Source organism: Asanoa sp. NPDC049475 (assembly GCF_040676915.1).
In the GTDB taxonomy this organism is placed as follows: domain Bacteria; phylum Actinomycetota; class Actinomycetes; order Mycobacteriales; family Micromonosporaceae; genus Asanoa.
In genome coordinates, this window is record NZ_JBFAPY010000006.1 from 242,457 (window position 1) to 255,893 (window position 13,437).

The 13,437-nt window shown below is 70.1% G+C and carries 15 protein-coding genes and 1 riboswitch; of the genes, 8 read left to right on the top strand and 7 right to left on the bottom strand.

Going from position 1 to position 13,437, the window contains the following annotated elements; genetic code table 11:
• Nucleotides 1-19: 19 nt before the first annotated feature.
• Entirely contained in the window at nt 20-772 is a 753-nt protein-coding gene (locus AB0J88_RS25335) for an ABC transporter ATP-binding protein (RefSeq protein WP_364352093.1), read from the bottom strand.
• A gap of 365 nt (nt 773-1,137) precedes the next feature.
• Nucleotides 1,138-1,270: riboswitch (cyclic di-AMP (ydaO/yuaA leader) on the top strand.
• Nucleotides 1,271-1,277: 7 nt separating this feature from the next.
• On the opposite strand from AB0J88_RS25335, the gene AB0J88_RS25340 reads away from it, so the two are divergent.
• Nucleotides 1,278-2,234 carry an NlpC/P60 family protein gene (locus AB0J88_RS25340; RefSeq protein ID WP_364351927.1) on the top strand — a complete coding sequence of 319 codons (957 nt, stop codon included), beginning with the start codon at nt 1,278-1,280 and terminating at the stop codon, nt 2,232-2,234.
• Nucleotides 2,235-2,293: 59 nt separating this feature from the next.
• Here AB0J88_RS25340 and AB0J88_RS25345 read toward each other — a convergent pair whose 3' ends face one another.
• From AB0J88_RS25345 to AB0J88_RS25365, 5 genes are all read right to left on the bottom strand, one after another.
• Entirely contained in the window at nt 2,294-3,229 is a 936-nt protein-coding gene (locus tag AB0J88_RS25345) for a hypothetical protein (protein ID WP_364351924.1), read from the bottom strand.
• A gap of 135 nt (nt 3,230-3,364) precedes the next feature.
• Entirely contained in the window at nt 3,365-4,315 is a 951-nt protein-coding gene (locus AB0J88_RS25350) for a sigma-70 family RNA polymerase sigma factor (protein ID WP_364351921.1), read from the bottom strand.
• Between the two features lie 391 nt (nt 4,316-4,706).
• A complete protein-coding gene (locus tag AB0J88_RS25355; RefSeq protein WP_364351918.1) occupies nt 4,707-5,618 on the bottom strand; it encodes an N-acetylmuramic acid 6-phosphate etherase in 912 nt (303 codons plus the stop codon).
• The gene (locus tag AB0J88_RS25360) at nt 5,615-6,520 is read right to left on the bottom strand and encodes a MurR/RpiR family transcriptional regulator (RefSeq protein WP_364351915.1); all 906 of its coding nucleotides are present in this window, start codon (nt 6,518-6,520) and stop codon (nt 5,615-5,617) included. Before AB0J88_RS25360 ends, AB0J88_RS25355 begins: the two co-directional genes overlap by 4 nt.
• Nucleotides 6,521-6,573: 53 nt before the next feature.
• Complete coding sequence (locus tag AB0J88_RS25365) at nt 6,574-7,587, bottom strand: NAD-dependent epimerase/dehydratase family protein (protein ID WP_364351912.1); 1,014 nt, start codon at nt 7,585-7,587, stop codon at nt 6,574-6,576.
• Nucleotides 7,588-7,661: 74 nt separating this feature from the next.
• Between AB0J88_RS25365 and AB0J88_RS25370 the strand changes: the two genes are divergently transcribed.
• Nucleotides 7,662-8,339 (top strand): SDR family NAD(P)-dependent oxidoreductase, encoded by a 678-nt coding sequence (locus AB0J88_RS25370; protein WP_364351909.1) that lies wholly within the window; start codon nt 7,662-7,664, stop codon nt 8,337-8,339.
• On the opposite strand, the gene AB0J88_RS25375 is transcribed toward AB0J88_RS25370, so the two are convergent.
• Nucleotides 8,269-8,979 (bottom strand): thymidylate kinase, encoded by a 711-nt coding sequence (locus AB0J88_RS25375; RefSeq protein ID WP_364351906.1) that lies wholly within the window; start codon nt 8,977-8,979, stop codon nt 8,269-8,271. The genes AB0J88_RS25370 and AB0J88_RS25375 overlap by 71 nt on opposite strands.
• Before the next feature lie 135 nt (nt 8,980-9,114).
• On the opposite strand from AB0J88_RS25375, the gene AB0J88_RS25380 reads away from it, so the two are divergent.
• The 6 genes from AB0J88_RS25380 (at nt 9,115) to AB0J88_RS25405 (ending at nt 13,425) form a co-directional block, all read left to right on the top strand.
• Nucleotides 9,115-9,690, top strand: coding sequence for a nucleotidyltransferase family protein (locus AB0J88_RS25380; RefSeq protein WP_364351903.1), 576 nt, complete (start codon nt 9,115-9,117; stop codon nt 9,688-9,690).
• Nucleotides 9,690-9,932 carry a hypothetical protein gene (locus AB0J88_RS25385; RefSeq protein WP_364351901.1) on the top strand — a complete coding sequence of 81 codons (243 nt, stop codon included), beginning with the start codon at nt 9,690-9,692 and terminating at the stop codon, nt 9,930-9,932. The genes AB0J88_RS25380 and AB0J88_RS25385 overlap by 1 nt, the downstream gene beginning before the upstream one ends.
• Entirely contained in the window at nt 9,929-10,675 is a 747-nt protein-coding gene (locus tag AB0J88_RS25390; protein ID WP_364351899.1) for a metallophosphoesterase, read from the top strand. The genes AB0J88_RS25385 and AB0J88_RS25390 overlap by 4 nt, the downstream gene beginning before the upstream one ends.
• A gap of 5 nt (nt 10,676-10,680) precedes the next feature.
• Nucleotides 10,681-10,824 carry a GPGG-motif small membrane protein gene (locus AB0J88_RS25395; protein WP_278078448.1) on the top strand — a complete coding sequence of 48 codons (144 nt, stop codon included), beginning with the start codon at nt 10,681-10,683 and terminating at the stop codon, nt 10,822-10,824.
• Between the two features lie 202 nt (nt 10,825-11,026).
• A complete protein-coding gene (locus AB0J88_RS25400; protein WP_364351895.1) occupies nt 11,027-11,842 on the top strand; it encodes an MHYT domain-containing protein in 816 nt (271 codons plus the stop codon).
• 236 nt (nt 11,843-12,078) lie between these two features.
• Complete coding sequence (locus AB0J88_RS25405; protein ID WP_364351892.1) at nt 12,079-13,425, top strand: ABC transporter substrate-binding protein; 1,347 nt, start codon at nt 12,079-12,081, stop codon at nt 13,423-13,425.
• Nucleotides 13,426-13,437: the final 12 nt, after the last annotated feature.

Genomic DNA, 13,437 nt, shown 5'->3' on the forward strand with positions numbered 1-13,437 from the left:
CTGAGCCGCCCGCGCTCGCTCATGACAACCACCGCTTGCGCCGCTTGTAATGCTTGACGTCGCGGAACGAGCGCCGGGCGGCGCCGGTGTCGGCCGCGCCGAGGCCGAGGTAGAACTCGCGCACGTCGTCGTCGGCGAGCAGTCGGTCGGCCGGTTTGTCGAGCACGACCTTGCCGGTCTCCAGCACGTAGCCGTGGCTGGCGATGCTCAGCGCCATCGCCGCGTTCTGCTCGACCAGCAGCACCGCCGTGCCCAGCCGGTTGATCTCGATGATGATCTCGCGGACCTGGTCGACCAGGCGAGGTGCGAGCCCGAGGCTCGGCTCGTCGAGCAGCAGGTAGCGCGGTTTGGCCATCAGCGCCCGCCCCATCGCGAGCATCTGCTGCTCACCGCCGGACAGGTAGCCGGCCGTCTTCCGGCGACGGTCCTTGAGCACCGGGAAGAGGCCGTAGACGTGGTCGAGCCGGTCGCCGACGGCACCCGCGTTGGTGTGGCCGCCCACGCGGAGGTTGTCCTCCACGCTGAGCTCGGCGAAGATCCGGCGTCCCTCCATCACCTGGCTGACGCCGCGCCGCACGACGGCGGCCGGGCGCAGGCCGTGGATGGGTTGGTCGTCGAGGGTGACCGAGCCCTTCGTGACCGCGCCGTCGTGCACGTCGAGCAGCCCGGTCAGGGCGCGCAGCAGGGTCGTCTTGCCCGCGCCGTTGGCACCCAGCAGCGCGACGACGGCTCCGCTCGGCAGGTCGAGTGACACGCCGCGCAGCACGAGCATCACGTCGTCGTAGACGACTTCGAGATTTCTGACTCGCAGCACCGCGGCGCCCCACTTACGTGGTCAGATGTGGCGTGAGTCACAAGGTGGAACACATTTAACTACGTGATCACCCTCCGTCGCTAGGGCCGCCTCGCGGATTTTGCACTGCCACTGAAGTTTCTTTGCCGGTCACCTGTGAGGTGTCCCGCTTTCGGCGCGGACCATTCAGCCGAATAGGCGCAGTTCGCCCGCGCTCCCCTTGTGCTGGTGGGGCAGGGGGTTACGGTGGGTCCGCCGGTGTGGTCCTCAGTCATCCCCCCGGGTGGCACCGCGCCGGTGCCGCCGAATCGCCGGCCCGCGCCGCGCCCCTCCCCCGGGCGCCACGACGACCCGGGCCATGACGGCGAATCGGGGACCCATACCGAGCACAGGGGTGAATCCGCGCGGTCCGCGCGGTAGGGCGTCCTTCTCGTCCGAATCCGACAGCTAACCCGGTAGGCGGCCGTTGGAGAAGGGTCTGCCTTTGTCGTCAGCACGGATGTCGCTGCGTGCGCTCGTGCTGGTCGCCATGGCGGTCGTCGTCGCCGTGCCCGCGGGCGCAGCGTCGGCCGAACCGTCGGCCAGCGAGCTCACCACCAAAATCAACAAGTCGTCTGCCGAGCTGGAGAAGGTCGTCGAGGCCTACAACAAGCTCAACGAAGAGACCAAGGCGACGAAGACCCAGGCGGGCAAGGTGGCCTACCGCCTCGCGCCGCTGCAGAAGCAACTGGACGAGGCCCAGGCCGACGTCGGCGACATCGCCGTCGCGGCCTATCAGTCGGGCCGCTTGGGCACCGCGGCGGCGCTGCTGGGTGACAGCGACGGGCTGTTGTCGCGGATGTCGGCGTTGGACTCGTTGGCCCGCGAACGCCAGACCTCGATCGACGCGTTCCAGGAGACCCGCGAGCAGCTCGCCGCCGACCAGCAGCGGCTGGCGACGGTGCGGGCGCAGCAGGACGCGCAGGCCAAGGAGCTGAAGGCCCGCAAGAAGAAGATCGAAACCGACCTGGACAAGTTGTACGACCTGCGCAAGCAGGCCTACGGTTCGTCGACGTCGGGCGGGTCCTCCTATTCCGGCAAGATTCCGTCGGTGTCCGGCAAGGCCGGTGTCGCGGTGCGGTTCGCGTACAACGCGATCGGCACTCCGTATGTATGGGCGGCCGAGGGACCTGACGGTTATGACTGTTCGGGGCTGACGCTGGCCGCCTGGAAGGCGGCGGGCAAGTCGCTGCCACACAACGCGGCGATGCAGTGGGACGCGGTCGCCCACATCTCCCGAAGTCAGCTGGCCGCCGGAGACCTGGTCTTCTATTCAGGGCTGGGCCACGTGGCGCTCTATGTCGGTGGCGGTCAGGTCATCCACGCGCCCACGTTCGGCGAGTCGGTGAAGCTGGCGTCGGTCGACATGATGTCGCCCTACGGCTACGGCCGGGTGCGCTAGTCCCGCTGACGTGTTCCGGCAGGCGTGTGCCTGCCGGAACACGTCGGCTCGGCTGAGCTCTAGACCGAGACCCGGGTGTCGGCCCAGCCGAGCGCCGTGCGGGTGACGTAGGACCACCAGCCGATGTGCGGGCCGTAGCGCGCCCGTAGGTCGGCCGGGCTCGGCGCCGGGGTGCCGTAGAGCTGCTCGGCGACCAGGCGGAACTGGCGCATCTCCAGCGGGACCTCGTCGGCCCGGCCCAGACCGCGCAGCAGCAGCGCCTCGGCCGTAAAGGTGCCCACGCCGGGCAGGGCCAGCAGGGCCTGGCGGACGTCGCAGTAGGGCGCGGCCCGTAGCCATCGCTCGCCGAGCTGGGCCACGCCGGCGGCCACCTCGCGGACGCGCGTGGCCCGCTGCGGGTTGCCCGTGTAGGCGAGCAGGCGGTCGTCGGGGAGGGCGGCCACCACCTCCAGGGCCGGGAACGCGCGGTAGACCACGTCGTCGACCACCAGGGAGGGGCCGAGGTCGGCCGCCATGCGCCGGCGACGGGCACCGGCGAACCACTGGGTGCTGCGCTGCGTGAGCGTGAAGTAGACCGTCGCCTCGGCCAGCGAGGGGAAGCGGACCTGGTGCAGCCCGCGCGCCACCCGCAGCAGCGGCGCCATCGCCGGGTCGGCGTCGGCCACCGTGTGGAAGCCGCGCAGGTCGTCGCGGAGACCGAGCCACTCGGAGACGGCGCGCTCGACAGCGGTGGCTTCGCCGAACGACAACGCCGAGGACGCGAAGACCGACAGCCGCACGCCGCCCGAGTCGTCGGCGCCGACCTCGGCCACCACGGCCGCCCCCGCGGCGGCCTTGGTGACGTCGGGATGGGCGAACGCGCGGCGCACGACGCCGTCGGCGACCCGATGCTCGCCCGCCATCGGGGTGAACCCTTCGAGCGCACGGACGCTCAGGGCGAACTCGTAGGGTTGGGCGGCCTCCAGGACCGCCCGATGAACCACGGTAGGTGTCATACGACCAAGCTCCCGCATGGGTACGACACTTTTCCAGCCCGGCGGGCGTAGCCCACAGCAACAGTGACAGACGAGACACGAGAACGGCCGGCGTCCCCCAACGGGAACGCCGGCCGATTCGTCGCTAAGCGAGCCTTACGCGGCCTGCAGGCCCTCGGCCCGGGCGAGCTCGCGCAGCCGGCCCAGCGCCTGGATCTCGAGCTGGCGGATCCGCTCACGGGAGAGCGAGAACCGCGACGCCACCTCGGTCAGCGAGTGCTCGCGACCGTCCTCGAGCCCGTAGCGCGCCCGCATGATGCCGGCCGACCGGTCGTCGAGGTGGTTGAGCAGGCTCTCGATGCGCTGCCGCTCGAGCGTCGAGAGCACCACGTCTTCCGGGGACGGGGCGTCGTTGTCGGCGACCAGGTCGCCGAGGTTCGTGTCGCCGTCGTCGCCGACCGGAGTGTCCAGCGAGACGGTGTCCTGCGACCAGCGGACCAGCTCGTGCACCCGCTCGACCGGCACGCCGAGCGCGGTCGCGATCTGCTCGGGCTCCGGGTCGGAACCCAGCTCACGGGTGAGCTGGCGGGCCACGTTGCGCATCCGGTTGACGTCTTCGACCAGGTGCACCGGCAGGCGCACGGTGCGCTCCTGCTGGGCGATGGCCCGGCTGATCGCCTGGCGAATCCACCACGTGGCGTACGTGGAGAACTTGAACCCGCGCTCGTAGTCGAACTTCTCGACGGCGCGGACCAGACCGGTGTTGCCTTCCTGGATCAGGTCGAGCATCGGCATGCCGGACCGCACGTAGCGCCGTGCGATCGACACGACCAGCCGCAGGTTGGCGCGGATGAACAGGTCCTTGGCCCGGTCACCCTCGACCACCAGCGTCTTCAGCTCTTCGCGCTCGACTCCGGAGGGAACCTTGTCCTCGTCGAGAAGGTGTTCCGCGTAGAGGCCGGCCTCGATCGACTTGGAGAGCTCCACCTCCCGGGCCGCGTCGAGCAACGGCGTCCGGGAGATCTCGTGCAGGTAGACGCCGACCAGGTCGCGCTCTTCGGCGACCTCGTCCGTGCGCATCACGATGTTGTTCTCCACGTTGCCCACTGTCCCCTCGGTAACCCCAACGTTCTCGTGCTTCACACCGACCTGCCCCTCCCCGGTAACTCGTGAGGTGCCCCATCGGTGCTGACACCTACACAACAGTTGAGACGCTCCGGGGATTCCGTCTTGCGAGTCGAAACTGTCACGAATGCCTGAGTGGTTCCTGAGAGTGAGTGTCATATTCACTCGGCTAGCTCTCAGGGTCTGAAGATCGCGCTGCGGGTCTGCCGCCGTTGGCTCATCCGCGCGCCCTATTTATCACACCATTTCCGGCTGTTCTTCCGCAGCGACGTAGACCACTGCTCCGATGGGATTCGCATCACTGCGTAGTGATACGCACCACAGAGCGCCACGGTTCACTGCTGGAACATGGCAACTGGGCCGGCTGACCCGCTCAGGACAGCAGCGCCAGCGCTTCCCGCACCAGGAAGTCAGAACGCACGAGGGCCGCGCGGGCTTCCCCGACCGGTGCTCCTGAGACCAGAGACACCAATGCGATCTTCAAGTCGCCGTCCGCGGCGGTGAGCGCGCGCGTGCAGTCGGCCTCCGGACAGCCGGTGGCCTCCATCAGGATCGAGATCATCCGACCGCGCAGCTTCGCGTTGGTGGCCGACAGGTCGATCATCAGGTTCGAGTAGACCCGGCCGAGCCGCACCATCACGGTCGTCGAGAAGGCGTGCAGCACCAGCTTCTGCGCGCTGGCGGCCTTCATGCGGGTCGAGCCGGTGACCACCTCGGGGCCGGTGTCGAGCCCGATGAACAGGTCGACCTCGGCGGCGGCGGCCGCGTGCGGGTCGGCGGCGACCAACGCGGTGCGGGCGCCGAGGGCACGGGCCGCGCGAAGGGCACCCAGCACATAGGGCGTACGCCCGGAGGCGGCGAGGCCGATCACCAGGTCCGCCGGCCGCACGCAGGTGTGCGCCTCCCGCGTCCCGGCGTCGCTGTCGTCCTCGGCGTCCTCGATGGCGCCGAACATCGCGTCCTGACCGCCGGCCAGGTGCGGACAGAACCAGTCGACCGGCGATCCGAAGGTCGGCGGGATCTCGGCTGCGTCCACCACGCCGACCCGGCCCGACGTGCCGGCGCCGAAGTAGTGCACCCGACGGCCTGCCCGCAGTGCCTCGACGGCCAGGTCGACAGCTACGACGACCGCGTCGAGCACGTCGGCCACCGCGCCGGGCACGGTCCGGTCGGCATCGTTGATCAGTTGGAGCACGTCCCGCGTCGGCAGCAGGTCGAGGTCGTACGACGCGGGGTTGCGACGCTCGGTCGGCGCCGCGACGCGGACCACCTCGGGACCGCTCACCCGCGCCGCCGCGTGACCCGGCGGGACCGCACCGCCTCGGCGGTGACCTCCAACGCCTTTCTGGCCTTGGCCCGGTTGCGGGCCGCGACCCCGACGAAGAGGCAGTCGACAACGGTGAGCTGGGCCAGCCGGCTCGCGGTGGCGCCGGAACGATAGGTGGTCTCGCGTGCGGCCGTGGTCAGCACGTGGTCGGCGACGTCGGCGATCGGCGATCTCGGGAAGTTGGTCAGCGCGACCGTGGTCGCGCCCCGGGACCGGGCCACCTCGAGCACGTCGAGCACGTCACCCGTGGTGCCGGTGTGCGAGATGCCCATCGCGACGTCGCCCCGGCCGAGCAGCGCGGCCGAGGTCAGCGCCGAGTGCACGTCGGGCCAGTAGTAGGCCGTGCGGCCGATCCGGTGCAGCTTCTGCTGGAAGTCGGACGCGACGAAGCCGCTGGCGCCCGCACCGTAGATCTCGACCCGGCTGGCGCCGTTGAGCGCCTCGACGACCGCCTCGCAGACGTCGGGGTCGAGCTGTTGAGCGGTCTCCTCGACGGCGCGCGCGTCGTTGAACGCGATCGTCGCGATGATCTGCGCGAAGTCGGCGCCCGGCGGGATGTCGCCACCGACCACGCGCGCGTCGACCGGCTCGACCCGCCGCGCGGCCTCGGCGGCGAGCCGGATCCGCAGCTGGGGGTAGCCTTCGAGGCCGACGGACCGGCAGAACCGGATGACCGTCGCCTCGGAGGTCTCGGCCGCCGTCGCCAGGTCGGTGATGGTCCGCCGGGCCGCGTCGGCCGGATCGGCCACCACCAGCCGGGCGACCCGCTGTTCGGCCGGAGACAGCGCCGGGAGCAGCCCACTGATCTGAACGATCAGGCCCGCCTCGGGCATCGCAGAAACCTTCGCTGTCTTCGCCACGCATGAAACTTACTTTCACGCGGCGAGCGGCGTCAACTACCCACGACGCACGGTCAGGCCGACCGTGCGTGCCACTCCCGCAGGACGATCGCCTCGTCCTGCGCGGCCAACCCGCCAGCCTTGACCTCCTGCGGCGCGGACTCCATCCAGTGGGCGGTACGCAGGGCGGTGTCGGCAATCGGACGCGCCGTCAGACCGGCATCCACCGAGCGGGTCGTGTCGCGGGTCAGGAAGCCGCCATATTCGGGCAAGGGCAGCCAGAGCGGCAGCGCCCGCTCCCCCGACCAGGGCCGCACGTCCCGCTCGACCAGGAACTCCTGGTCGACCCAGGTGAGGGTAGTGCCGGGCGGGGCGAGGGCGTCCCGCAGCTCGCCGAGGAACTGGGAGCGCGGCATGGGCAGGCCCGTCCCGTCGTACGCGCCGGCGAGCCCGGTCGTCCCGGCCAGCAGCAGCCACGAGGCGAGGTCGTCGACGTCGACGAACTGCACGGAGTCGTCGGGGAAGCCCGGCGCCAGCACCTCGCCACCGCGCCGCATCCGCGCCACCCAGTAGGGGAACCGGTCGCTGCGGTCCTCGGGACCGACGATCAGGCCGGGGCGGACGACGAACACCCGGTCGGCGCCGATCCCGTCGCGGATCGCGTTCTCACAGCTCACCTTGCACGGCCCGTACATCTCCATCTGCCCGTCTCGTGGGTTGTCGACCTCCGGCGGCGCGGGGTCGTGCAGCTTGGCGGTGTCGGCGCGCTGCCCGGGCGTCGCGTCGTCCGGATAGACGTTGCAGGTCGACACGAACGAGTAATGGCCCACCCGGCCCGCCAGCGCGGCGACCGCGTGCCGGGCGTGGCTGGGCCGCAGGGTCACGTCGACCACCGCGTCGAACGTCTCACCATCCACTGCGGACAGTCCGTCGGGCCGGTCGCGGTCACCGGTGACGAAGCGCACGCCGTCGACCGCGCCGCCGGTCTCGCCGCGGGCCAGGCAGGTCACGTCGTGGCCGGCAGCGTGCGCGAGGCGGGCCACGGCCCGGCCGACGAAGGCGGTTCCACCGAGTACGAGTAGTCGCATCGCCCGATCATCCGGGGGGCGTGGCGCGCTTGCACAGGGGCTTTCACTGACAGCGGAACCGTTACGGTGAAGCCATGACAGGTCGAACCGTGCTGGTCTCCGGTGCGCACGGCGGGCTCGGCGGCGCCGTCGTCGAGGAGTTCGTCAACTCCGGCTGGCGGGTGGTCGCCCCGGTCCGCCGCCCCACGCCGAGCCGCCCCGAGGTGGTCGAGGTCGCGACCGACCTCACCGACCCGGCCGCCGTCGCTGCGGCGGTCGAGACGGCGGCGGCCGACCCGGACGCGCCGTTGCGCGCGGTGGTCAACCTGGTCGGCGGCTACGGCGGTGGCACGCTCGTCCACGAGACGTCCGTCGAGGAGGTCGAGCGCCTGCTGGCGATCAACGTTCGTCCGACCTTCCTGCTGACCTCGGCCGCGCTGCCGCACCTCCTGCGCGAGGGCGGCGCCGTCGTCTGCATGTCGGCCCGCGCGGCGCTCGCGCCGTTCGCGACCGGCAGCGCGTACGCCCTGTCGAAGGCGGCCGTGCTCGCGTTCGCCAACGGGGTCGCGGCCGACTACAAGCAGCGCGGCGTGCGCTGCAACACCGTGCTGCCCAGCGTCATCGACACACCCCAGAACCGGCGTGAACAGCCGGACGCCGACTTCAGCAAGTGGGTGCCGCCGGCCGAGATCGCCGGAGTGATCAAGTTCCTGGCGAGTGACGAGTCGGCGCCGACGAGCGGGGCCGCGGTTCCGGTGTACGGGCGGGCGTAGCCCGGTCCAGATCCGGTGGCAGGTGCACCGGCGGCAGCCACGGCCGCAGCGCGGCCAGCACGGCGGCGGTCACCTCGTCCGGCGCGCCGCCCGCGTCGACCACCAGGAACCCCGGCGACTCGGGCAGCGACCGGTACGCCGCGTCGGCCGCCGCCAGGTATTCCAGGCTCTCGTGGTCGGTGCCGCGGGCCTCGATCCGGCGGTACGCGTCGCGCGGGTCGATGGCCAGCAGCACGGTGACGTCCGGAGGGCGGAGCCGTTCGTAGAAGAACCGGGCCAGCCGCTCGCCCCTGCCCCCGGCGTGCGCGCGGATGCTCACGTACTGGCAGACGGCGTGCCGGTCCATCACCGCGATGTCGGCTCTGACCGAGGAGCGCAGTTGCGTGCGGGCGATGGAGAGCCAGCGCAGCACCGACTCGACCCACAGCATCCCGACGCGGCCGAACAGGCTGGGGCCGTCAGGCCGGCCGAACCGCCGCGCGAAGTGGCCGAACCAGGCCCGGCCGCCGGCGTTCTGCCGGTAGACCGCCGGCACACCGGCGTCGGCGAGCACGACGGCCACCCGGTTGGCCTGCGTGGTCTTGCCGGACCCGTCGATGCCCACCAGCGCGACCGTGCGCAGCCGCCTGTCTCCCGCCATGCCGGACAACGGTAGCGGTCGCGGGCACGCTTGGCGTACTAACGGGATGAACCGGGCGGAATCACCCTCGTTAAAGGTGTGAGGCCCCGGACCCACGGGTACGGGGATGTTTCCTGACACGACGGGAGAGGCGATATGGCATCGCACGGGGACGATTCGCTGCTGCTGACCCTCAAGCGGGTCGCGGCCGTCCTCAAGCAGTCGGAGATACCGTTCGCGCTGGCCGGGAGCTTCGCCGTGTACGCGCACGGCGGCCACTCCAGCGACCACGACGTCGACTTCCTGATCAAGGAGGAGGACGCCGAGCGAGCGCTGTCCGCGCTGGTTGAGGCCGGCTTCAACGCGGAGCGGCCGCCGGAGGACTGGCTGGTCAAGGTCTACGACGAGGACGGCCACCTGGTCGACCTGATCCACCGGCCGATCGAGAGCCCGGTGAGCGACGAGACGTTCGGCGACACGGTGACCCGCACCGTCGACGCGATCCAGATGCCGGTGCTCTCGGCGACCGGGCTGATGGTGCACAAGCTGCTCAGCTTTTCCCAGCACTACTGCGACTTCGCCCGCGGCCTGCCGCTGGCCCGTTCCCTGCGCGAGCAGATCGACTGGGACCGGGTGCGCAAGGAGACCGCGCAGTCCCCCTACGCGGAGGCGTTCCTCGTGCTGCTCGACCGGCTCGACGTCGTGCCCTACCCCGGTTACCGGAGGGACTGATGAACGACTACACGGAGGCCGAGGTGCAGCGCGCCCTGGCCGAGGATCTGGGCGTCGCCGAGCAGGGCATCACGGTGATCCGCTCCGATGCCGGGCTGGTGCTCTGCGGCGAGGTGGAGAGCCCGCACCGCCGGGACGAGATCGTGCGGCTGGTGCACGACCGGTTCCCGGGCATCGAGATCGCGGCCGACATCGGGGTGACCCGGGCGGCCGCGCCGACCGAGGCGGAGGAGCTCGCGTGATCAGGATCGCTGCCGTCGGAGACGTGCACATCGACCGCGACGTCCTGGGCCGGTTCCGTCCCGCGCTGGAGGAACTGCCGGACCGGGCCGACGTGCTGCTGCTCGCCGGCGACCTCACCCGGCACGGCACGGAGGCGGAGGCCAAGTGCGTGGCCACCGAGTTCGGCGGGTTGGGCGTACCGGTGATCGCCGTGCTCGGCAACCACGACCACCACTGCGACGAGGTGCCGGGCGTGCTCGCCGCGCTCACCGACGCCGGCATCACGGTGCTCGAGGGCGACAGCACCGTGGTCGAGGTCGACGGGACGCGGCTCGGCGTGGCCGGGGTCAAGGGCTTCGGCGGTGGGTTCGCCGGCCGGTGCGCGAGCGAGTTCGGCGAGCCGGAGATGAAGGCGTTCGTGCGGACCACGGGTACGGTCGCCGAACGGCTCGGCGCCGCGCTGCGCGACCTGGACTGCGACGTCCGGGTCGCCCTGACGCACTACGCGCCCGTGCCCGACACGCTGGCCGGCGAGCCGCTCGAGATCTACCCGTTCCTCGGCTCCTACCTGCTCGGGCAGGCGATCGACTCGGCCCCGACCGACCTGGCCGTGCACGGTCACGCGCACCACGGCACCGAGCGCGGCCGCACACCGGGCGGGGTCCGGGTGCGCAACGTGGCCCACCCCGTCATCAAGCAGGCGTACAGCGTGTTCAACCTCGCGCGCGAGAACGTTTCCCCGTCGCCGGCATCGGGTATTTGATCAGCATGGACCTACTTCTTTGGATCCTCGCAGTGATCCTCGTCGTCGCCGGTATCTTCGCGCTCTTCCGCCGGCAGCTCCTGTGGGGCATCGTGCTCATCATCGTCGGCCTGCTGGTCGGCCCTGGCGGCGTCAGCATCTTCAATTGACGCCGGATCGCGCGGGCCGGTGACCGCCGGCCCACCCACCCCCATCCCTTCGACCTACCGGGGTCGTCAGCTCGGTCCACCACCTTTGGACCGAGATGGCGACCCCGGTCGCGTTCGCCTGTTCTGCCAGATGATCGGCGCCGCGTGATTAGCCGGACACTCTGTGCGTTAGTTTTCTGATCGCCCGTGCGGGGATTGCCGGGTGGCCGAGATTCATCACTTCGCACATGGCGCCTTCAACCCGGTGGCGGCTTTCCTGCTGTCCTTCATCGGCTGTCTGCTCGGGTTGGTCTGCACCGCGCGGGCACGGGCGACCCGCCAGCGCGCCCGGCGCACCCGCTGGCTCGTGCTCGCCTCGATCGCGATCGGCGGCGCCGGCATCTGGCTGATGCACTTCATGGCGATGCTGGGGTTCGCCGTCCCGGCCAGTCCGCTGCGCTTCGATCCCTACCTCACGATGTCGAGCCTCGCCCTCTCGGTGATCACCGTCGGCGGCGGGCTGTTCATCGTCGGCTTCGGCCGGCGCCGCGCCCTGCGGGTGATCGGCGGCGGGCTGCTGACCGGCCTGGGTGTGGTCGCCATGCACTACACGGGCATGCTGGCGATGCGCGTCTACGGCGAGATCAGCTACAACCCGCGGCTGGTCCTCGCCTCCGTCGGCGTCGCGGTGGTGGCCGCGACGGTCGCACTCTGGTTCACCGTCACGGTCGGCAGTTGGAGCCGGATCGCCATCGCCTCGACCGTGATGGCCTTCGCGGTGTGCGGCATGCACTACACCGGCATGGCCGCGATCCAGGTCCGGCTGCACGAGTCGGGCATACACCACGTTCAGGGCGTCAGCCCGATGGAACTGCTCGTGCCCATCGTCCTGATCACCTCGGCGGCGCTGATCGGCATGGCGTTCAGCGGCCTCAAGGCGATGACCGAGGAGGAGTTCGCCGCCCCGCCCCCACCGACCGGCCGGCACGGCGAAACCCCGTTCACCGTCGCCCTGCGTCCTGGCAGCGAGACCTTCTAGACCCTTCTATTGACCGCACGGCCAAATGCCCGCCTGGAGCGTTTCCAGGCGGGCATGCCGTATTTGTCAGGGATAGAACGGTGCATTTCTTTCTGTAAGTTTCTCGATTGTTACAGCGTCGTGCCTTCCACTATCTGGACGGACATCCGTGCAAGCGCTTGCATGTGTGCACGCCCACATTCGACACCGGCAACCGGGCAGCCCGCCCGTGATCGTCGGCAAGGAAGGAGGACGGCATGGCGGTCTCCACCAGACCTCGCCAGGCCCTCGTGCTCGCCACCACCCTGGCGCTGGCCCTCAGCGCCGCCGCGTGCAGCGGCGACAGCGGTGACGGCGACAGCGGCAGCACCTCGGCAGAGTGCGCTGCCTTCGACGCTTACACAGGCAATGACGGCACGACCGTTTCGATTTACTCGTCCATCCGTGACGCCGAGGCCGACCTCCTCGAGGAGTCCTGGAAGCAGTTCGAGGACTGCACCGGCATCACCATTGAATACGAGGGCAGCGGAGAGTTCGAAGCTCAGCTCCCGGTGAAGGTCGACGGCGGCAACGCCCCCGACATCGCGTTCGTCCCGCAGCCGGGCCTGCTCAAGCGCTTCGCCGACGCCGGCAAGCTCAAGGAGGCCTCGGCCGAGACCAAGACGATGGCCGAAGCCAACTACCCCAAGGAGTGGCTCGACTACGCGACGGTCGGCGGCAAGTTCTACGGAGCGCCGTTCGGCTCCAACGTGAAGTCCTTCGTGTGGTACTCGCCGAAGCTCTTCGCCGAGAAGGGCTGGAAGGTCCCCACCACGTGGGACGAGATGATGGCCCTGAGCGACACCATCGCGGGCGCCGGCATCAAGCCGTGGTGCGCCGGCATCGAGTCCGGTGACGCGACCGGTTGGCCGGCCACCGACTGGATCGAAGACGTCATGCTCCGCGACGCGGGCGCCGACGTCTACGACCAGTGGGTCGAGCACACCATCCCGTTCAACGACCCGAAGGTCGCCTCGGCGGTCGACCGGGTTGGCAAGATCCTGAAGGACCCGAAGTACGTCAACGGCGGCTTCGGCGACGTCAAGAGCATCACCTCGACGTCGTTCCAGGAGGCGGGCACGCCCATCCTCGAGAACAAGTGCGCGATGTACCGGATGGCGTCGTTCTACGCCAACCAGTGGCCTGAGGGCACCAAGGTCGGCGAGGACGGCGACACGTTCGCCTTCTACCTGCCCGCGGTCGACCCGGCCAAGGGCAAGCCGGTCCTCGGCGGTGGCGAGTTCACCGTCGCGTTCGCCGACCGTCCCGAGGTCCAGAAGGTCCAGACCTACCTGGCTTCGGGCGAGGCCGCCAACACCCGCGCCAAGCTCGGCAACTGGGTGTCGGCGAACAACAAGCTGGAGATCACCAACGTCGAGAACCCCATCGACAAGCTGGCCGTGGAGATCCTCCAGGACAAGAGTGCCGTCTTCCGGTTCGACGGTTCCGACCTGATGCCCGCCGCCGTCGGCGCCGGGACGTTCTGGAAGGGCATGGTCGAGTGGATCAACGGCAAGAGCACCACTGAGGTGCTCAACCAGATCGAGGGCTCCTGGCCCAAGTAGTCCGTTGACGGT